Origin of the sequence: Rhodococcus sp. SGAir0479 (assembly GCF_005484805.1) — a bacterium.
Taxonomy (GTDB): domain Bacteria; phylum Actinomycetota; class Actinomycetes; order Mycobacteriales; family Mycobacteriaceae; genus Prescottella.
This window is the reverse complement of record NZ_CP039432.1, coordinates 1283607-1303725: the sequence shown is the minus strand read 5'-3', so window position 1 is coordinate 1303725 and position 20119 is coordinate 1283607. Positions and strand designations below refer to the sequence as shown.

Sequence of the window (20119 nt, the reverse complement as noted above, 5' to 3'; positions counted from 1 at the left end):
TGCAGCGAATCTCCGCTACCCGGCGTCCGCGTCCGCCCGGCCCCGGCCGTGCCCACGCGGTGCGTGCACCCAGTCCAGGAAGTCCGCGACGCCCCGGGCGACGGTGATGCTCCGGATCGACGGGAAGATGTCGAAGGCGTGCTGGGCGCCCCGCAGTTCGGCGTACGCGACGGGGTTGACCGAGACCGCGCGCAACCGCCGCACGAACTCCCGTGCCTCGGCGACCGGAATGAACGAATCGCTGGTGCCGTGGATGACGAAGAACGGTGGAGCGTCCGCACGCAGATGTGCCAGCGGGGACGCGGCCTCGTAGTCCTCGGGGAACCGCGCCTGCTTCCCGAGTACCAGTGGCATGAGCCCCGACTGCACACGCTGGCGCACCGCCTTGATGCCGGTCTCTCCGGCGAAGTCGTAGACGCCGTAGTGCGGGGCACACGCCTGCACCGAGGTGTCCGCGTCCTCGAATCCGGGCTGCAGCCCCGACTCTCCCGCGGTGAGCGCGAGCATCGCCGCGAGATGCCCGCCGGCCGACCCGCCGGTCACCGCGATGAAGTCGGGATCCCCGCCGTACGTCGCGGCGTTCTCCCGCAGCCACGCCACCGCCCGCTTGATCGCGATCAGGTGGGCGGGCCACACCGAACGCGGGGACAGCGGGTAGTTGATCGCGGCGCCCACCCATCCGCGCGAGGCCATCTCGAGCATCAGCGGGACTCCCTGGTGGTCCTTGCTGCCGGTGACCCAGCCGCCGCCGTGGATCTGCAGCAGGACCGGGGCGTTCGTCGGCGTGTCCCGCCGGTGGTAGACGTCCATCCGGAACCGTCGCCCACCCGGCGCATAGGCGAGGTTGCGCACCCGCACGACGTCGGCGCGGCGCATCCGGAACGGCCAGGCGAGTTGACGCCAGGGCACGGCGCCGTCGGAGGCCGGCCGGTCCGCGACCGTGCGGCAGTCGGACCCGAGGGCTTCGGTGAGCGCCGACTCCACCTCCGCGCGGGCGCCACGCCCGGCCGTGACCACCGCGGTGAGCGCGGTCGCCGACACCCCCGCCAGAGCGAGGCCGGCGACGTCTGCCCGGGACCGGATGCGTCCCCGCGCGACACGGATCCCGGCATCGGCCACCGTCGCCGCCAGCAACTGTGGGGCAAGTTCGGCGGTGAGCCATCCCGACAGGAACGTCGGCACCGAGAGCGGCATACCGGGCACCGGTTGCACCGCGTTTGCCGCCAGAGCAGCGGTAACCACCTGTCGCAATAGGAACCTGTTACTTAACCACATAAAACCATTTAACCATGAGTTTTGTCACAACGCACCCAGAAATCTAGAACAGGTTCTACTGTTAACTGCATGGAGAGACTCAGTGGAATGGATGCCAGCTTCCTCTACCTCGAAACCCCGACGCAGATGCTCCATGTGTGCGGCCTCATCATCCTTGACGGCTCCACGATCCCGGGTGGCTATTCTTTCGCGAAGCTCCGTGACGAACTCGCGGTTCGCGTGAAAGCGATGCCCAACTTCAGGCGCCGCCTCCAGGACAGCCGCTTCAATCTCGACCATCCCGTGTGGGTCGACGACTCCGACTTCGACGTCGATCGCCACGTCCACCGGATCGCCGTGCCGGCGCCAGGCGGCCGCGACGAGCTGTCCGAGCTGTGCGGTTCGATAGCGAGCCAGCCGATGGACCGTTCGCGACCGTTGTGGGAGATGTTCGTGATCGAGGGCCTCGAGGACGGTTCGGTCGCGGTGATGTCGAAGATGCACCACGCCAACGTCGACGGCGTGACGGGCGCGAACCTGATGTCGCAGCTGTGCAGCCTCGAACCCGATGCGCCGCGGCCCGACTTCGATCAGCTCCCGAAGGGTGCCGGGCGCGGGAATGCACTCGACATCGCGGTGGGCGGCCTGCTGTCCTTCGCCTCGCGTCCGCTCAAGATGGTGCGGCTGCTGCCGGAGAGCGTCACGCTGCTGCCCCGCTGGATCGGCCGCGCCCGCAAGGGCGAGGCGATGCCGACCCCGTTCACCGCGCCGCGCACGTCGTTCAACGGCGCGATCACCGGGCACCGTTCGATCGCGTACCAGGAACTGCCGCTCGACGACATCAAGTTCGTCAAGAACGCCTTCGGTGTCAAGGTGAACGACGTCGTGCTGACGCTGTGCGCCGGCGCGCTCCGCCGATACCTCGAGAGCCGCGACGAGCTACCAGACAGCTCGCTGGTCGCGACGGTTCCGGTCTCGGTCCACGACAAGTCCGACCGGCCCGGGACCAACCAGATCTCGGTGATGTTCACCCAGTTGGGCACCGACATCGCCGACCCGGTCGAGCGGCTGCACTTCATCGCCGAGCACAACGCGATCAACAAGGACCACCACAACGAGGCGCTCGGCGCGACCCTGCTGCAGGACTGGGCCCAGTTCGCGGCCCCGGCGACCTTCGGCAGCGCGATGCGTGTGTACGCCAAGCTGAGGTTGGCAGAACGTCACCCGGTGGTGCACAACCTCGTCGTCTCGAACATCCCCGGCCCGCCGCTGCCGCTGTACTTCCTGGGCGCGCGGATCAAGCAGATGTACCCGTTGGGCCCGGTCTTCCACGGCGCCGGACTCAACGTCACCGCGATGTCGCTCGAGGGCCGGTTGGACGTGGGACTCGTCTCGTGCCAGGAGCTGGCGCCCAAGTTGTGGGAACTGGCGGATGCCTTCCCGGCGGCCCTCGACGAGCTCGTCACCGCTGCGCGCGCGCAAGCACCGACGCAGAAGCAGCGGACAGCCCCTCGGTGAACGCTGCGGCGTTCATGACGCACGAGAGGTGACCGCCGTCCACCTCGTACGTCGCGGCGCCGGTGATCTGGCGTCCGAGCCAGCGCTGGCGTCGCGGCGGGATGATCAGGTCTCGCGCGGGCACCACGACGGCGGTGGGCACGTCGATGTCGCCGACCCACGCGGTGGAGTCGAACTTGCCGATCTCGGCGGTAGCCCGGCAGATCGCGCCGTAGCTCGTCTCCCGGAACTGGGTGTACGCCCACGCTCGGTCGCTGCCGCCGTGACCACGACCGGCGGGGACCGGTCCGGGCCGCAGCTCGAGCGCGCCGAGTCCGGCGCTGAGCGAGCCGAGCGCCACCCGTTCCCGGGAGTTCCGCCGGAAGTGCGCTGCCGCAGCGCAGAGGACCAACCCGCTCACCCGGTCCCGATGCCGCTGCCACACGAGCTGCGAGACGAGGGAGCCCATCGAGTAGCCGACCGGGACCACCCGGTCGATGCCCAGCACGTCGGCCAGCGCGACGACGTCGTCCGCGCAGTCCTCGAGGGTGAACCGGTCGGAACGGATGCCGCGTCCGTGCCAGCGCTGGTCCAGGACGACGACGCGCGCCTTCCGCGCGAGCTGTTCGATGGCCGGATACCAGGTCAACGCGCCGGTGCACGCCAGGGCGTGCAACAACACCAGCGTCGGCCGGCCGTCGCGGGCCCCGCCGGCCCCGGCATCGGTGTCGACGACGTAGGTGGCGCCGCGCCCCGGCAGTTCCACCATCGAGCCGGGCGGCAGGGTGCCGACCGGCGCGACCGCGCCCGTGATGTTGAGCATCGACTACCGCCTTCCCGATCCGAGGATCGGCCTGCGCCGCGCGCCGGGTCCGCCGGCAGGCGCCGTCGTCCGTTCTGGTCACCCTTGCCAAGAACCGACCGTCTGTCAACGGCCGATATCGGACGTCCCCCTCCGGTGGCCACGTAGAGTTTTCCCTTATGTCAGACACGACCGAGCCCGCCGCCGCCCCCGTACCGCTCCTGGTCCCGGCCGACGGAGTGCCGCCGGTGATCGAGACGGCGGACGGCGTCCGCGACGCCGCACGGCGCCTCGCTGCCGGCACCGGGCCGCTCGCCGTCGACGCCGAACGTGCTTCCGGATTCCGCTACTCCTCCCGCGCGTACCTCGTGCAGCTGCGGCGGGCCGGTGCAGGCACGTTCCTGCTCGATCCGATTCCGACCGTCGGCGACCTCACGCCGCTGGCCGAGGCGATCAACGACCTCGAATGGGTTCTGCATTCGGCCGATCAGGACCTGCCGTGTCTGGCCGAACTGGGCCTGAGGCCGGCCGCCCTCTTCGACACCGAGCTGGCCGGCCGGCTCGCGGGGTTCGAACGCGTCGGGCTCGCCGCGATCGTCGAACGCATGCTCGGATTCGAGCTGCGCAAGGGCCACGGCGCCGCCGACTGGTCCACCCGCCCGCTGCCGGACGCGTGGCTCAACTACGCGGCACTGGACGTCGAGGTCCTGCTGGAACTGCGCGACGCCATGGCGAAGGAGCTTGCCGCGCAGGACAAGTCGGAGTGGGCGGCGCAGGAGTTCGAGCACGTCCGGCTGGCCGGTCCGCCGCAACCCAAACCGGACCGCTGGCGCAGGACCTCACAGATCCACAGCCTCAAGAGCCCGCGACAGCTCGCCGCGGTCCGGGAACTGTGGACCGCTCGCGACGAGATCGCCCGCAAGCGCGACATCTCCCCCAGCCGCATCCTCCCCGACTCGGCGATCGTCACCGCCGCGAGCGCCGATCCCAAGAGCATCGAGACGCTGCGGGCTCTCCCGGTGTTCGGGGGGCCGCGCCAACGACGGTCGTCCCGCCTGTGGCTCGCGGCGCTCGAGCGGGCGCGCACGTTGCCCCAGAGCGAGCTGCCGCCGGTGACGCAGCCCTTCACCGGCCCGCCGCCGCCCAGCCGCTGGGCCAAGCGCGACCCCGAGGCGGCCGCGCGGCTGGCCGCCGCGAAGACGGCGATGGCCGAGCTCGGCGAGCGGGTCCGCGTGCCCGTCGAGAATCTGCTGAGCCCGGACCTGGTCCGACGAGTGTGCTGGACGCCGCCGAGCGACGGCACGCCCGCGGCGATCGACGCGGTCCTCGCGGACGCCGGCGCGCGCCCGTGGCAGCGGGAGCTGACGGTCCCGATCCTCGCGGAGGCCGTCAAGGCACAGCCCTGAGCGGCGCAAACCGACCAACTGGCGCCCCGCATGTTACTGGCGAGTAATTAGCGCTACAGTGGTGCGTGTCGGGTCATTGCACCCGCCGTGACCGCATCTTTCCCGCCAGGAGGAATCCAGCGTGGCTGCTTCCGCTAGTCAGAGAAACGTCGTCTTCGTCGACGGCATCCGCACGCCGTTCGGCAAGGCCGGCCCCAAGGGCATGTACGCCGAGACCCGCGCCGACGACCTGGTCGTCAAGGCCATCCGCGAGTTGCTGCGCCGCAATCCCCAGCTGGACCCCGCCAAGATCGACGAGGTCGCGATCGCCGCGACCACCCAGACCGGCGACCAGGGCCTGACGATCGGCCGCACGTCCGCGATCCTCGCGGGCCTGCCCGAGACGGTGCCCGGATTCGCGATCGACCGCATGTGCGCCGGTGCCATGACCGCCGTGACCACCACGGCCTCGGGCATCGGTTTCGGTCAGTACGACGTCGTCGTCGCCGGTGGCGTCGAGCACATGGGACGCCACCCGATGGGCGAGGGCGCCGATCCGAACCCGCGTTTCCTGGCCGATCGCCTGGTCGACCCGAGTGCGCTGGTGATGGGCAACACCGCCGAGAACCTGCACGACCGGTTCCCGTCGATCACCAAGGAGCGCACGGACGCCTACGCCGTGGCGTCGCAGAACAAGTACGAGGCCGCCAAGAAGGCCGGGTACATCGGCGACACGCTGGTGCCCGTCGCGACCCGCTCGGCGGCGGGCTGGGGCCTCGCCACCGAGGACGAGCCGCCGCGCCCCGGCACCACGCTCGAGGACCTCGCGAAGCTCAAGACCCCGTTCCGCCCGGCCGGCCGGATCACCGCCGGTAACGCCGCGGGCCTCAACGACGGCGCCACCGCCGCGATCCTCGCGGGCGAGGACACCGCCACCGAGCTGGGCCTGCCGATCGGCATGCGGATGGTCGGTTTCGCGTTCCAGGGCGTCGACCCGGCCGTCATGGGCATCGGCCCGGTCCCCGCGACCGAGAAGTTGCTGGCACGGACGGGCCTGAAGATCGAGGACATCGGACTGTTCGAGATCAACGAGGCGTTCGCCGTCCAGGTGCTCGCGTTCCTCGAGCACTTCGGCATCGCCGACGACGATCCGCGTGTCAACCAGTGGGGCGGCGCCATCGCGTGCGGCCACCCGCTCGCATCCTCGGGTGTGCGCCTGATGACGCAGCTCTCGCACCAGTTCGCCCAGAACCCCGACGTCCGCTACGGCCTGACCACGATGTGCATCGGTCTGGGCATGGGCGGATCCGTCATCTGGGAGAACCCCAACCATGCCGACTACGCTGCGTCGATCCAAGAGCCGGGAGCCAAGTAAATGACCGACATCGCAACCGCATTCGCCGACGAGGTCGTCACCAATGCCTACACCAAGCTGATCTCGGTCCCGGGCATCGACGGCCCGGTCGCGCTCATCACCCTCGACAACGGCTTCGATCACACCAAGCCGAACTCCTTCGGTCCGCGCGGACTGCAGTCGTTCGACAAGGCGCTCGACGAGGCCTTCGAGGCGAAGCCCGCGGCGATCGCCGTGACCGGCAAGCCGTTCATCTTCGCCGCCGGCGCCGACCTCAAGGGCGTCCCCTCGATCACCTCCCGCGAGCAGGGCCTCGAGCTCGGTCGCCTCGGCCACAAGGTGTTCCGCCGTCTGCGCGAGTCGTCGGTTCCGACGTTCGCGTTCGTCAACGGTGTCGCGCTCGGCGGCGGCCTCGAGGTGGGGCTGCACTGCCACTACCGCACCTACGCCGACAACGTCGGCGCCCTGGGGTTGCCCGAGGCGATGCTCGGTCTGGTGCCGGGCTGGGGTGGAACCCAGTTGCTGCCCAACCTGATCGGTCCGTCGAACGCGGTCACCGTCGCGATCGAGAACCCGCTCAACAACGGCAAGGTGATCAACGCGAAGAAGGCGCTCGAGCTCGGCATCGCCGATGTCGTGCTGGGGTCGGCCGACTTCATCGAGCAGTCCCTCGCGTGGGCGGCGCAGGTGGTCGCCGGTGACATCACCCCGGCGCGCCCGGAGATCGACCGCGGCGCCGGCTGGGACGAGGCCATCGCCCGCGCCAAGGCGATCGTCGAGGGCAAGACCAAGAACAACGCGCCCGGTGCGGTGCGCGCGGTGGAGCTGCTGGAGCTGGCCCGTGACACCGACATCACCGACGCGCAGTCCCTCGACGCCGGTTTCGCCGCCGAGGACGAGGCCCTGGCCGACCTGCTCATGACCGACGAGCTTCGCGCCGGGCTGTACGCGTTCGACCTGGTGAACAAGCGAGCCAAGCGGCCGGCCGGCGCGCCGGACAAGTCGTTGGCACGCAAGATCTCCGGTGTCGGCATCGTCGGTGCCGGCCTCATGGCCAGCCAGCTGGCGATGCTGTTCGTCAAGCAGCTCAAGGTGCCGGTGATCCTCACCGACATCGACCAGGAGCGCATCGACAAGGGCGTCGGCTACGTCCACGGCGAGATCGACAAGCTGCTCGCCAAGGGCCGCCTGTCCCCGGACGGCGCCAACCGGCTCAAGGCCCTGGTGACCGGCTCGCTCGACAAGGCCGCGTTCGCGAACACCGACTTCGTGATCGAGGCCGTGTTCGAGAACATGGACGTCAAGAAGAAGGTCTTCGCGGAGCTCGAAGAGCACGTCTCCCCCGAGACCGTGCTGGCCACCAACACGTCGTCGCTGTCGATCACCGAGATGGCCGCGGACCTGCAGCACCCGGAGCGGGTCGTGGGCTTCCACTTCTTCAACCCGGTCGCGGTGCTCCCGCTGCTCGAGGTCATCAAGGGCGAGAAGACCGACGACGCCACGCTCGCAACGGCATTCGCGACCGCGAAGGCGCTCAAGAAGTCGGCCGTCGGCTCTGCCGATCTGCCCGGCTTCGTGTTCAACCGCCTGCTCATCCGCGCATTGGGCGAGGTCATGAACGCGGTCGACGAGGGCACCCCGTTCGAGGTGGCCGACAACGCGATCGCAGAGCTCGGCATGCCGATGACCCCGTTCACGCTGCTCGCGCTCGTCGGTCCGGCCATCGCGCTGCACACCGGTGAGACCCTCCACGCCGCGTACCCGGAACGGTTCAAGCCGTCGCCGGGGCTCGAGGCGATCGTCGAGGCTCGCAAGCCCGGCGTGTGGACGTGGACCGACCAGGGCCAGGTCGTCGATCCCGAGGTCGCGGAGCTCTGGCAGCAGGGCGACAACCCGTCGACGTCCGAGGAGGTGCTGGAGCGCACCCGGCGCGCGTTCGCCGAGGAGATCCGGATCATGCTGGACGAGGGCGTCGTCGCCGCTCCCGAGGACATCGACCTGTGCCTGATCCTGGGCGGTGGGTTCGGCTTCTGGAACGGCGGCATCACGCCGTACCTGGACCGCACCGGCACCTCGGAGGCCGTGAACGGTGCGCCGTTCCTGGCCAAGGGTGTCGCGAGCGTCTGATCCCCCAGCGTCGCCGAGAGGAGCGCGTCCCCCGCGGGGTGCGCTCCTCTCGGCGTATCACGACACCGTCACCCTCGTGTCGGCGAGCGCGGACTGCATGATCTGCGGGAGACCGAGAAGTGGACGGTGTGTCTCGAGTTGCGTCTCGTAGGGCACTCTCAGGTCGGATTCCAGTCGGGGCCAGTCCGTTTCGACGAGAGTCCGGTATTTCGGCAGCAGCTCCGCGGTGATGTAGTTCCATCGATCGTCGTACACCGACCAGTTCCAGGCCGGCAACGGAGTGGTCAGCGTCGCCGTGCGGCCGTCCGGCAGGGGTGAGCCGACCTCGATCGGGCGGTAGGACCGCGGCGGCACCACGCCGGCCACCGACGGTGATCCGGCCACCGTCGCCAGATACGTGACCGCGCGGCCGACCGCACCCTTGTACGCGCGCACCTCGTCCCACTGCCGACGGATGATCACCCCCTGCTCCCGTTGCAGCAGCACGGCGTTCCCGCTCGCGATCCGATCCGGGTGCCCCGACGCGATGTCGCGCCAGGCCGCCATGACGTCCTCACCGAAGAGTCCCGCGCGCTGCATCTCCGCGAGGGCGGGGAGCCCGGCCGTGACGTAGGCGTGGTGCATCGGCATGAGGTCCGAGAAGATGTTCTTCTGCATCACCAGAATCGCGCCGAGGATGAAATGCAGGTCGTCGCCGGTGATGTCGCTGGCGGCGTCGGCGAGTGCCCGCAGGCCGTCCGGGAGCGACTCGACCATGGCCGGTCCCGCCACGTCGCGAGCGGCCGCCACCACTGCCCGCGCCGACTGCTGGATCGCCGGAAGATCGTAGGCGTCGGTCACGAGTTCGAAATCGATGAGCCCGCCGCCGAAGTCGGCGCCGACCAGGCCGCCCATCCCGGCCCACTGCAGTTCGCGGTGCGCCAGCTGCAGGTCCTCGTAGTAGCGGTAGGACTTGGCCAGATTCTCCCGATTGGCGGCCACCCCGGCGCGGGGGTCCCACGTGGCCAGGTCGATCCCCGCGGCGCCGGTGGCCTCGACCAGCCAGTACTGGTACAGCAGCGCCTGGTAGGCGTGCGGATCCGCGCCCCCGGACCGGGCCGCGTCGAGCACGTCGGCAAGGATCGCCCGGTCGGTGGGTAGCTGCGGAGCGACACCCCCCGGGCCGTGCGCCGCATCCCGGTTGCTCATCGGCACGTTCAGGTACTGGTCGATGCGCGCCGGTGCGGCGACCGCGGGCATCGACACGCCACCGGCCAGCAGCAGCGCCGTCACCGCCAGCACCCCGGTGAGGTCGACCACCCGCGCGCGCAGGATTCGGAAGGTCGGAAAGCCGGCGTTCATGGCGCTCCCTGGGCTCGTGGAACGGGGCACCCCGACATGCTCGATCTGCCGCGACCATACTCAGCCGCCGGTCCGACCGAGAGAAGATCGTCGATACTCGCCACCAGGGGATTTCCCGATCGGCGCAATGGGGACGAGTACGGCCCCGGCGGGCGGCCACGGTCTACACCCACCGTCCTCGCGCAGGGCGCCGCTAGGTTAGGCTCACCTTCTACCCGACCGTGAAGGAGCTCATCGGTGTTCGCTCTCACCACCCGCCGCAAGGTCGCGACGGCCGTTGCCGCCCTGAGCGCGACGGCCCTGCTGGCGTCGTGCTCGTCGTCCGACTCGGACTCGTCGTCGGCAGCCCCGTCCGACGGCGCCTTCCCGGTGACGATCGCGAACACGTTCGGCTCCACCACGATCGACACGGCCCCGGAGCGGATCGTCACCCTCGGCTGGAACGCCGAGGACATCGTCTACGCGCTCGGCGGGACCCCGGTCGGGATGCCGAAGAACTCCTACGGCGCCGAGCCGAACGGTGTCATGCCGTGGCTGACGGACAAGTTCGACGCGAGTGCCACCACGCTCCTCGACGCGACCGCGTCGACCCCCGTCGAGGCGATCGCCGCGCTCGGCCCGGACGCGATCCTGGCTCCGTACGAGGGCTTCGATCAGGCCACCTACGGCCAGCTGTCGGCGCTCGCACCGACCGTCGCGTACCCGGGCAAGGCGTGGCAGACGAGCTGGCAGGACCAGACCACCATCATCGGGCAGGCCATGGGCAAGTCCGACGACGCCGCCCGCCTCATCGACAGCATGGACACGATGCTCGCCGACACCGCGGCCGCGCACCCCGAGTTCGCCGGCAAGACACTGTCGGTGATCAACCTCGACACCACCAACGGACAGGTGAACGTCTACAAACCGACCGACCCGCGGGTGCAGGTTCTCACCCAGCTCGGTTTCGTGGACTCGCCCGGCGTCGAGAAGATCGCTGCGGACAGCGATCCCGACAGCTTCTTCGCCACGATCTCCGCCGAGCGTCTGGGCGAGGTGGACGCCGACGTCGTGATCGCGTTCGTCCCGGACGACGCCGAGGCCGCGAAGAACCCGACGTACACGTCGCTCGGAGCCGTCCAGCGGGGCAGCGCCGTCACCCTGTCCGACACCCAGGTGATCGCCGGCCTGAGCCGCACCGGGGTGCTCGCCACCCCGTGGGTGATCGACAAGATCACGCCGCAGTTGTCGGAGGCAGCGAAGAAGGCCGTGTGATCGGCGGGCGCGCAGCGCGTTCCGCCTGATCCCCGCAGCCCGCGGATTCGGCGTAGCGTGCCGCCTGAAGGATATTTCGGACGGAGTCACCTATGTCGAACCTCGACACCACCGGCCAGCCCTCGGCCGCACGCGCGGCCGTCGGTCTGGCCGTGCTGTTCTCGTCGGCCGCCGCACTCGGCGGCTTCCTCTTCGGCTACGACACCGCCGTCATCAACGGTGCAGTCGGCGCGATCCGCGACCGCTACGACATCGGTGCCGGCGCAACCGGACTGTCGGTGTCGCTCACGCTGCTCGGCGCCGCGCTCGGCGCGTGGGTCGCGGGCAGCATCGCCGACCGGCTCGGCCGCATCCGGGTGATGCAGATCGCGGCGGTCCTCTTCGTGATCGGCGCGTTGGGATCGGCCTTCCCCTTCGGCATCGTCGACCTCACGCTCTGGCGTGTCGTGGGCGGTGTCGCAGTCGGTTTCGCGTCGGTGATCGCTCCCGCCTACATCGCGGAGATCGCCCCGGCCGCGATCCGGGGCCGACTCGGCTCCATGTACCAGCTCGCGATCGTGCTGGGCATCGCCATCTCGCAGCTGGTCAACTACGCGATCTCGTCGTCCGCCGGCGGCGGGCGCGGCGAACTCATGGGCATCGAGGCGTGGCAGTGGATGCTCGCGGTCGAGGCCGTGCCCGCAGTGCTCTATCTCGTCATGACGTTCACGATTCCGGAGTCGCCCCGTCACCTCGTGCGCTCCGGCCGCGAGGACGAGGCACGCACGATCATCGGCGAACTCGAGGGCGGCGACCCGGAGGTCGTCTCCAACCGGATCGCGGAGATCCGGGCGTCGCTGGGAGCCGAGCGCCGCGGGGTCGGCGTGCGAGCGTTGTTCTCCAAGTCCACCGGCGTCGCCGCGCTCGTGTGGGTGGGAATGGCGTTGGCCGCGCTGCAGCAGTTCGTCGGCATCAACGTGATCTTCTACTACTCCAGCACGCTGTGGCAGGCGGTCGGTTTCGGCGAGGACCGCTCGCTGCTCATCAGCGTCGTCAGTGCGCTCGTCAACATCGTCGGTACGTTCGTCGCGATCGCGGTCATCGACCGGATCGGACGCAAGCCGTTGCTGCTGATCGGGTCGGTGGGAATGGCGGTCTCGCTCGGGACCGCGGCGGTCTGTTTCCACTCGGCAACGATCACCCGCAACGAGGTCGGCGAGTCGGTCGCGACGCTGTCCGGCGCCAATGGCACGGTCGCGCTCGTGGCGGCCAACGCGTTCGTGTTCTTCTTCGCGCTGTCGTGGGGACCGGTCGTGTGGGTCCTCATCAGCGAACTGTTCCCCAATCGGGTCCGCGCCGCGGCGGTCGGCATCGCGACCGCGTCGAACTGGGTCGCCAACTTCCTGGTGTCGGCCACCTTCCCGTCGCTCGCGGACTGGAACCTCTCGCTCACCTACGGTGGTTACGCCGTGATGGCCCTCGTCTCGATCGTCTTCGTGGCCCGTTTCGTCACAGAGACGCGCGGACGCACCCTCGAGGAGGCCGGCTGAGTCACGACCAGCGCGCGGGTCGGGTGAGTGCGGCCGGCAGCGCGGTCCGTGCGTCGCCTCGGGCCGCGTTCACCTGGAACTGAGTGAGGAACAACGCATCCGAGAGGTCGGCACCGCGCAGGTCGGCGCCGCGCAGATCCGCTCCGATCAGGTCCGCGAGGCGCAGGTCGGCGCGCCGCAGATCGGCGCCGATCAGCCACGCCCCGCGCAGGTTCGCCCCGCGCAGGTCGCGGCCGGCCATCGCGGCACCGATCAGATCGGCTCCGCGATGGTTGCGCCGCCGTCCCGGGGCCGAGGCCCGCACCGCTTCGCTGGCCGCCAGCAGCAGCCGGTTCACCCGCTCGCGGTGGCCCGCCACGTCCAGGCCGGCCAGCGTCGCGGCGTCGGAGTCGGTGAGCGCGGCCGTCTCGGTCCGCAACCGCGCGAGATCGGAGTGCACCCGCCGGGCGGCGCCGAGCCGCAGCGCTTCGTCCAGATACCACAGCAGCTCGTGCAACTGCCGCATCACCGCGAACGCGTCGAACATGCGGTGCGCCGTCGCGGGGTTCCGGCGCCAGTCCCGTCCGGCGAACGTCTGCTGTGAGACCTTCTGACCGGCCCCGAAACAGTCGTAGACCGTGCACCCCGCGTACCCGCGCTCGCGCAGCCCCGAGTGGATCCCGCACCGGAAGTCGGCCAGCAGGTTGGTACAGGGCACCCCCCCGGCCTTGTCCACGGCGAAGTCGCTCGACGCCGCGAACGGTAACGCCACACAACACAGCCCGAAACAGCTCGCGCACTGCGAGACCAGTTCGGGCGACACGATCGGCTCCGGCACCGAGTCCTCCTGACGGAACGAGGGATGATCATTTCCCCACGAACGGGACCATGCGCGCAAATCAATTGTCGGACAGTGCTGCTCGCGACGACCGATCCGGGCGCCCGCGCGTCGGGCGGTTGACGGTCGCGAACGGACCGGCCGACACTGGTCGTGCACCCCCGCACCGGGCGCCGCTCCACCGCCCGGGCGCCGGGGCCCACCCACCCGGTCGGAGGAACCGCCATGCGAGTCGACCTCGAGCGAACCCATCTCTGGATCGTCGGCGGTGGCATCGCCGGGATGGCCGCCGCGGCGTTCGCGATCCGCGACGCCGGGGTGCCGGGTGAGCACGTGCACATCCTCGAGCAGCTCGACGTCGAGGGCGGTTCGCTCGACGGCGCCCGCTCCCCCGCGGTCACCGACGGCTGGGTCACCCGCGGCGGACGGATGCTCGAGGAGGAGGCCTACCGGTGCACCTGGGATCTGTTCGACTCCATCCCGTCCCTCGACGATCCGGACATCAGCGTCCGGCAGGAGATCGTCGACTTCAACGAGAAGGTGCGAACGAACGACAAAGCGCGGCTGATCGATTCGCGGCACCGGATCATCGACGCGTCCGAGCTCGGCCTGGGCAACCGGGACCGACTCGAGATGATGCGGCTGCTGGGGCTGCCCGAACGAGCGCTCGGGGCACGGCGGATCGACGAGATGTTCGGCGCGCACTTCTTCACCACCAACTTCTGGCAGATGTGGCGCACCACGTTCGCGTTCCAGCACTGGCACTCGGCGGCCGAGCTACGGCGCTACTTCCTGCGGTTCGTCCAGGAGTTTCCCCGGATCCACACGCTCTCGGGAGTGCGTCGAACGGTCTACAACCAGTACGACTCGATGGTCGTGCCGCTGCAGCGCTGGATGTGGACGCGCGGCGTCGACGTGCGGTTCGCCACCCGGGTCGTCGACATCGACTTCGCACCCGCCGGCCAGCCCCGGCGCGCGATCCGCCTGCACGTCGACAACGCGCAGGGCACGTCGACGATCGATCTGGGTGAGCACGATTTCCTGTTCGCGACCCTCGGATCGATCACGGCGGACACCACGTACGGCGGCAACGACGACGTGCCGCCGCTGATCCGCGACCGGGCCGACAAGAGTTGGTCGCTGTGGGAGCAGATCGCCGGAAAGGCACCGGATTTCGGCCGACCCAACACGTTCTACGGCAACATCGACGAGAACAAGTGGGAGTCGTTCACGCTCACGATGCGCGGCGACACGCTGCTGCGCCGGATCACCGAGTACACCGGCAACGAGCCCGGAACCGGCGCGCTGACAACCTGGTTCGAGTCGGGTTGGCACCTGTCGACGGTGGTCCCGTACCAACCGCACTTCCCCCAGCAACCGAGGGACGTCCGCACCCTGTGGGGGTACGGATTCGACATCGACAACGAGGGCGACTACGTGCGGAAGAAGATGTCGCAGGCGACCGGGAAGGAGATCCTCACCGAGTTGATCCACCAGTACGGATTCGAGGACATCCTCGACGAGGTCCTCGCCACCACCGACGTCACGACCGTGATGATGCCGTACGCCTCGGCCCTGTTCAGCCGGCGCGTGCCGGAGGACCGTCCCCGGGTGGTCCCCGACGGCGCCCGGAACTTCGCGTTCCTCGGCCAATTCACGTCCCTGCCCGAGGATGTGGTCTTCACCGTCGAGTACTCGGTGCACGGCGCGATGCACGCCGTCTACACGCTGCTGGGCGTGGACCGGCCGATCCCGCCGATTTACCACGGCCTCCTGGACCCGAAGGTCGGTGTCGGCGCTCTCGAGGCGGCGTTCCGGTGACAGCCGCTACCCGACGCTCGGGTTCGACTCGTCCACGCCCTTGCCGAGCCCGCCGCTGGTGTCGGAGCGGTCGAGACCCACGACCCAGCCGGTGACCTGGCGGGTGATGTCCTGCGCCGTCAGCCCCAGGTCGCGATGCACCTGCTCGCGCGAGGCGTGATCGAGGAACTGTTGCGGCACACCGAGATCCCGGCACGGAACGTCCACCCCGGACGCGCGCAACGCCGCCGACACCGTCGAGCCGATTCCCCCGTGCAGGCCGCTGTCCTCGAGCGTGACGACCATTCGGAAGTTCTCGGCGAGCTTGACGAGCGACTCGGGCACCGGCAGCACCCACCGCGGATCGATCACCGCGGCGGTGATGCCGTGCTGCGACAGCCGCTGCGCGGCCTCCATCGCGACGGACGCGAACGACCCGACCGCCACGAACAGCACGTCGCCGTGGTCGCCCTCGGGCATCTGCAGGACGTCCACCACCCCGTCGAGCCGCCGCGCGGCGGGAATGTCCTCGCCGACGGCGCCCTTGGGGAAGCGGATGACGGTCGGGCCGTCGTCGACCGCGAGCGCCTCGCGCAGTTCCTCCCGCAACGTGGCGGCGTCGCGCGGCGCGGCCACCCGGATCCCCGGCACGATGCCGAGCAGCGACAGGTCCCACATGCCGTTGTGGCTGGCGCCGTCGGCACCGGTGACACCGGACCGGTCGAGCACGATCGTCACCGGCTGCTTCAACAGCGCGACGTCCATGAGTAGTTGATCGAACGCGCGGTTGAGGAACGTCGAGTAGATGGCCACGACGGGATGCATCCCCCCGAGCGCCAGCCCGGCTGCGGAGGTGACCGCGTGCTGCTCGGCGATGCCGACGTCGAACATCCGCTCCGGGAATCGTTCCCCGAACGCCGTGAGTCCGGTCGGCCCCGGCATGGCCGCAGTGATCGCGACGACGTCATCGCGGTTCGCGGCCTGCTCGATCAGTTCGGCCGAGAACACCGACGTCCAGTCGGGGGCCGAGGTGCTGCGCGCCCGGCCGGTGAGCGGGTCGATCACTCCCGTCGCGTGCATCTGGTCGGCTACGTGGTTCTCCGCGGGTGCGTAGCCCATGCCCTTGCGGGTGACGGCGTGCACGATCACCGGCCCACCGAACGCCTTCGCCCGGCGCAGCGCCGATTCCATCGCGGCCTCGTCGTGGCCGTCGACCGGACCGAGGTACTTGACCCCGAGATCGGTGAACATCACCTGCGGGCTGACGGCGTCCTTGAGGCCGGCCTTCATCCCGTGCAGCAGCTGGTACGCGGCGCGTCCCACCCACGGCATCCGCTTGACCATCCGGCGGCCGTTGTCGAGCATCCGCTCGTAGCCGGGCTGCAGCCGCAGGGACGCGAGGTGATCCGCCAGTCCGCCGATCGTGGGCGCGTAGGAGCGACCGTTGTCGTTGACGACGATGACCACCGAGCGGTCCTTGCCCGCGGCGATGTTGTTGAGAGCCTCCCAGCACATGCCGCCGGTGAGCGCGCCGTCGCCGACCACCGCCACGACGTGGCGATCGCGTCGACCGGACAGCTCGAACGCCTTGGCCAGGCCGTCTGCGTACGACAGCGCCGCCGACGCGTGCGACGACTCGACCCAGTCGTGCTCGCTCTCGGCGCGCGACGGGTAGCCGGACAGGCCGCCCTGCTTGCGCAGCGAATCGAACGCATCCTTGCGCCCGGTGAGGATCTTGTGCACGTAGGCCTGATGACCGGTGTCGAAGATGATCGGATCGGTCGGCGAATCGAACACCCGGTGCAGCGCGAGCGTCAGTTCGACGACGCCCAGGTTGGGGCCGAGGTGGCCCCCGGTGGCGGACACCTTCTGGACCAGGAACTCGCGGATCTCCGCGGCGAGTTCCTTCATCTCCGCGGCATCGAGCCGACGCAGATCGTCAGGCGTCTGAATGCGGGCAAGGACACCCAACGAGATCGCTCCCTCCGGCAGGTTCACGGGCTGTCGCGTGACAACCCGGCAAGTCTACGGCCGTCGGACGACGGGCTGCGCGGCACCGGGGGTCGGTGCGCACATACCGTCCGAACACACATCCCAGACTGTCCGCTCATCCTACTGTTGCTCCATGGGGAACGTCGTCGACGACTTGGTCACGCAGGTGTTCGAGACGGTCCGCGCCGACCGCGGCGGCGCGGTCGCCGACTACATACCCGAACTCGCGGCGGTGGACCCCGACCTGTTCGGAATCGTGGTCGCGACCGGCGACGGACATCTCTACGAGGTGGGCGACACCGCGGCGGCGTTCAGCATCCAGTCGATCTCCAAACCCTTCACGTACGCGCTGGCGCTCGCCGACCGCGGAGTGGAAGCGGTTGCGGAGAAGATCGACCTCGAGCCCTCCGGGGAGCCGTTCAACGAGATCAGTCTCGATCCCGGCACCGAGCGGCCTCGCAACCCGATGATCAATGCGGGAGCGATCACGGCCGCCTCGCTGGTCGCCGGGTCCGATCCGCAGAACCGCTTCGCACGTATCCGGTCGCTGTACTCGCGTTGCGCCGGCCGGCAGCTGCACCTCGACGAGGCGGTCTACACGTCCGAGGCCCGGACCGGGCACCGCAATCGCGCGATCGGCTACATGCTGCGCTCGTTCGACGTCGTGACGGGCGACCCCGACGAGGCCGTGGACCTGTACTTCCGGCAGTGCTCGATCGACGTCACGTGCCGCGACCTGGCGATGATGGCGGTCACGCTCGCCAACAACGGCACCCACCCGCACACGCGGGACCGGGTACTCGATCCGTCCCTGGTCGAGCGCGTGCTCAGCGTGATGACCACGTGCGGGATGTACGACTCCGCGGGCGAGTGGGTCACCGACGTCGGGCTCCCCGCCAAGAGCGGGGTGGGCGGCGGGGTGCTCGCCGTCCTGCCCGGGCAGCTGGGCATCGCCGTGTATTCGCCCCGGCTGAACCGCCACGGCAACAGCGTCCGCGGCGTCCGCGCGTGCCGGGAACTGTCCCGCATCCTGGAGCTGCACTTCCTGCACGTCACCCGCGCGGCCCGCTCGGCCATCCGGGCCCGGTACACCGTCGCGGCGGTGCGGTCCCGCACCCGCCGCAGCGAGGCCGAACAGAACGCGCTCGACACGTTCGGTGACCGCGGCCGCATCTTCGAACTGCACGGCGACCTGCTGTTCACCGGGGCCGAGACCGCGGTCCGGGAGATCGAGCGCGAGCGGGACGACCTCGAGGCGGTCGTGGTCGACGTCCGCCGCGTCGACGAGGTCAGCGACATCGCCCGGCGCATGTTCGAGGCGCTCGCGGCCGACCTCGTGGCGGCCGGGTGCCGGACCGCGCTGGTGGACCCCGACGGGGTGTTCGGGCACACCGTGTCGAGCCTGACCGCGGAGGATCCGCAGGGCCGGGTGTTCGTCGACGCGGACACGGCGACGCGCTGGTGCGAGGAGGTGCTGTTGAACCGCCACTGCGTCGCCGAGCGGCCTCCCGACTCGATCACCCTCGAAGAGCATCCGCTGCTGTCCGACCTCACCTCCGAGCAGTTCGAACGGTTCACCGACGAACTCGAACCGCGCACGGCGGCGCGCGGCGAGGTCATCGCCCGGCGCGGCGGCCCGGCGTCGGGCATTCACCTGATCCTGTCCGGGCGGGCGAGCACGACGGTGACGGGCGAGGACGGCACGGTGCACCGCATCACCACGCTCGGCGCCGGAATGTCCTTCGGCGAGATGCCCACGCTGCTCGGCTCGACGTACCTCAACGACGTCCGCGCCGACACCACCGTCACCATGGCGGTCCTGTCCCCGGCGGGGTTCGCGCGGCTCACCGCCATCGCACCGGAGGTCAAGTCGGCGATCCTCGAACGGCTCGCCGCGGTGGCCTACGGCCAGTTGGAGATGCTGCTGAGCACGTTCGAGCAGCGCGGCCGGATCTGACTCCCCGGCGGTTTCAGGAGACCGGCAGCGAGCGCGCGGGGCCGCCGAACACGAGCCGGCGCACGGTGAAGCGGCCACGATCGGGGTCGTACGGCCGGTACGCGAGGTACACCGCGGCGTGGCCGAGCCAGTGCAGCCAGAGCAGCAACCGGATGCGGGCGCTCATCACCCCGTGCCGCTCGTACGTGTTCGCCCCGGCGGCGACGTAGCGCGTGAACTCCCGCGGCGGTGTCGCGGCGCGGCGCGGGGACAACTCGACGAACATCTCGGTCAGCTGCGCGATCTGGATCTTCCGCCGGACCGCACACAGCGCCAGATCGACGTCCTCGTGGACGTCCAGTTCCGAACTGGTGGCCTCGCGCACTGCTTCCCACGTGGATCGGCGGATCGCCATGTTGGCGCCGTGCAGGTTCGCGATCCGCATTCCGCCGCCGAGCTTGCCGCGGCCGACCATCCATCGGACGTATCGGCCCTTGAGCGCGCGGTAGGGCGAGTCGTACGAGTTGTTGAGGCCGCACACCGCACCCACGTCCCGGTTCTCGGCACGGCCGAGGAAGTCCAGGACCGCGCGCGCCCAGCCCGGCCCGATCTGGGTGTCGGCGTCGATGCGGCCCAGCACGTCCCCGGTCGCGGCGTCGAAGCCGGTGTTGCGGGCATGCACCGCGCCCGGCACCGGTTCCCGCACCACCCGGACGAACGGATGCTCGGCGGCCACCTTCTCGACGATCTCGACGGTGCGGTCGGTCGAGTTGTTGTCGACGACCACGATCTCGTGGATGTCGTCCTTCTGGCCGATCAGGGCGTCGAGGCAGGCACCGATGTAGTTCTCCTCGTCGAAGACGGGCACGACCACGGACAGGGTGAGTTCGGAAGGCACTCTCCGTGTATACGGGACAGTCCGTTCGTACTCAACGCGAGCTCTGCGGGAATCGCGGCGCCGGCCGGGTGCGAGCGGTCGGCGAAATCGATTGCGCGGGGTCGGGCGATCCGACAGGCTGAAACGACGATCG

General features: G+C 69.8%; 14 protein-coding genes. 8 read left to right on the top strand and 6 right to left on the bottom strand.

The window, feature by feature from the left end:
- Positions 1 to 15: 15 nt before the first annotated feature.
- A complete protein-coding gene (locus tag E7742_RS06080) occupies positions 16 to 1242 on the bottom strand; it encodes an alpha/beta hydrolase (protein ID WP_254699171.1) in 1227 nt (408 codons plus the stop codon).
- A 102-nt stretch (positions 1243 to 1344) separates the two neighbouring features.
- On the opposite strand from E7742_RS06080, the gene E7742_RS06075 reads away from it, so the two are divergent.
- A complete protein-coding gene (locus E7742_RS06075) occupies positions 1345 to 2772 on the top strand; it encodes a WS/DGAT/MGAT family O-acyltransferase (protein WP_175420418.1) in 1428 nt (475 codons plus the stop codon).
- On the opposite strand, the gene E7742_RS06070 is transcribed toward E7742_RS06075, so the two are convergent.
- Entirely contained in the window at positions 2717 to 3574 is an 858-nt protein-coding gene (locus E7742_RS06070; protein ID WP_137798139.1) for an alpha/beta fold hydrolase, read from the bottom strand. The genes E7742_RS06075 and E7742_RS06070 overlap by 56 nt on opposite strands.
- A 158-nt stretch (positions 3575 to 3732) precedes the next feature.
- Between E7742_RS06070 and E7742_RS06065 the strand changes: the two genes are divergently transcribed.
- The 3 genes from E7742_RS06065 to E7742_RS06055 all read left to right on the top strand — a co-directional run bounded on the left by E7742_RS06065 (position 3733) and on the right by E7742_RS06055 (position 8419).
- On the top strand, positions 3733 to 4959 hold the full coding sequence (locus E7742_RS06065) for an HRDC domain-containing protein (protein ID WP_137798138.1): 1227 nt from the start codon (positions 3733 to 3735) through the stop codon (positions 4957 to 4959).
- Positions 4960 to 5080: 121 nt separating this feature from the next.
- Entirely contained in the window at positions 5081 to 6313 is a 1233-nt protein-coding gene (locus tag E7742_RS06060) for a thiolase family protein (protein WP_137798137.1), read from the top strand.
- Positions 6314 to 8419 (top strand): 3-hydroxyacyl-CoA dehydrogenase NAD-binding domain-containing protein, encoded by a 2106-nt coding sequence (locus E7742_RS06055; protein WP_137798136.1) that lies wholly within the window; start codon positions 6314 to 6316, stop codon positions 8417 to 8419. It begins immediately after the preceding gene.
- 57 nt (positions 8420 to 8476) lie between these two features.
- On the opposite strand, the gene E7742_RS06050 is transcribed toward E7742_RS06055, so the two are convergent.
- Positions 8477 to 9760 (bottom strand): hypothetical protein, encoded by a 1284-nt coding sequence (locus E7742_RS06050; RefSeq protein ID WP_137798135.1) that lies wholly within the window; start codon positions 9758 to 9760, stop codon positions 8477 to 8479.
- 237 nt (positions 9761 to 9997) lie between these two features.
- On the opposite strand from E7742_RS06050, the gene E7742_RS06045 reads away from it, so the two are divergent.
- Positions 9998 to 11014: an iron-siderophore ABC transporter substrate-binding protein gene (locus tag E7742_RS06045; protein WP_137798134.1), complete on the top strand. Its 1017-nt coding sequence runs from the start codon at positions 9998 to 10000 to the stop codon at positions 11012 to 11014.
- 92 nt (positions 11015 to 11106) lie between these two features.
- Positions 11107 to 12543 (top strand): sugar porter family MFS transporter, encoded by a 1437-nt coding sequence (locus E7742_RS06040; RefSeq protein WP_137798133.1) that lies wholly within the window; start codon positions 11107 to 11109, stop codon positions 12541 to 12543.
- Between the two features lies 1 nt (position 12544).
- Here the strand turns inward: E7742_RS06040 and E7742_RS06035 are convergent, their stop codons facing one another.
- Positions 12545 to 13360, bottom strand: coding sequence for a pentapeptide repeat-containing protein (locus E7742_RS06035; RefSeq protein ID WP_441346881.1), 816 nt, complete (start codon positions 13358 to 13360; stop codon positions 12545 to 12547).
- 225 nt (positions 13361 to 13585) lie between these two features.
- On the opposite strand from E7742_RS06035, the gene E7742_RS06030 reads away from it, so the two are divergent.
- Positions 13586 to 15181 (top strand): oleate hydratase, encoded by a 1596-nt coding sequence (locus tag E7742_RS06030; protein WP_137798131.1) that lies wholly within the window; start codon positions 13586 to 13588, stop codon positions 15179 to 15181.
- Between the two features lie 6 nt (positions 15182 to 15187).
- On the opposite strand, the gene dxs is transcribed toward E7742_RS06030, so the two are convergent.
- Complete coding sequence (gene dxs, locus E7742_RS06025) at positions 15188 to 17131, bottom strand: 1-deoxy-D-xylulose-5-phosphate synthase (RefSeq protein WP_137798130.1); 1944 nt, start codon at positions 17129 to 17131, stop codon at positions 15188 to 15190.
- 154 nt (positions 17132 to 17285) lie between these two features.
- On the opposite strand from dxs, the gene glsA reads away from it, so the two are divergent.
- On the top strand, positions 17286 to 19109 hold the full coding sequence (glsA, locus tag E7742_RS06020) for a glutaminase A (protein WP_137798129.1): 1824 nt from the start codon (positions 17286 to 17288) through the stop codon (positions 19107 to 19109).
- A gap of 13 nt (positions 19110 to 19122) precedes the next feature.
- On the opposite strand, the gene E7742_RS06015 is transcribed toward glsA, so the two are convergent.
- Positions 19123 to 19986, bottom strand: coding sequence for a glycosyltransferase (locus E7742_RS06015; protein WP_137798128.1), 864 nt, complete (start codon positions 19984 to 19986; stop codon positions 19123 to 19125).
- Between the last annotated feature and the right edge of the window lie 133 nt (positions 19987 to 20119).

Bases quoted from the DNA above. Each gene is read 5' to 3' on its own strand.
- E7742_RS06040 (WP_137798133.1), top strand. From the start codon at position 11,107: ATGTCGAACCTCGACACCACCGGCCAGCCCTCGGCCGCACGCGCGGCC.
- glsA (WP_137798129.1), top strand. From the start codon at position 17,286: ATGGGGAACGTCGTCGACGACTTGGTCACGCAGGTGTTCGAGACGGTC.
- E7742_RS06050 (WP_137798135.1), bottom strand. From the start codon at position 9,760: ATGAACGCCGGCTTTCCGACCTTCCGAATCCTGCGCGCGCGGGTGGTC.
- E7742_RS06075 (WP_175420418.1), top strand. From the start codon at position 1,345: ATGGAGAGACTCAGTGGAATGGATGCCAGCTTCCTCTACCTCGAAACC.
- E7742_RS06065 (WP_137798138.1), top strand. From the start codon at position 3,733: ATGTCAGACACGACCGAGCCCGCCGCCGCCCCCGTACCGCTCCTGGTC.
- E7742_RS06070 (WP_137798139.1), bottom strand. From the start codon at position 3,574: ATGCTCAACATCACGGGCGCGGTCGCGCCGGTCGGCACCCTGCCGCCC.
- E7742_RS06055 (WP_137798136.1), top strand. From the start codon at position 6,314: ATGACCGACATCGCAACCGCATTCGCCGACGAGGTCGTCACCAATGCC.
- E7742_RS06030 (WP_137798131.1), top strand. From the start codon at position 13,586: ATGCGAGTCGACCTCGAGCGAACCCATCTCTGGATCGTCGGCGGTGGC.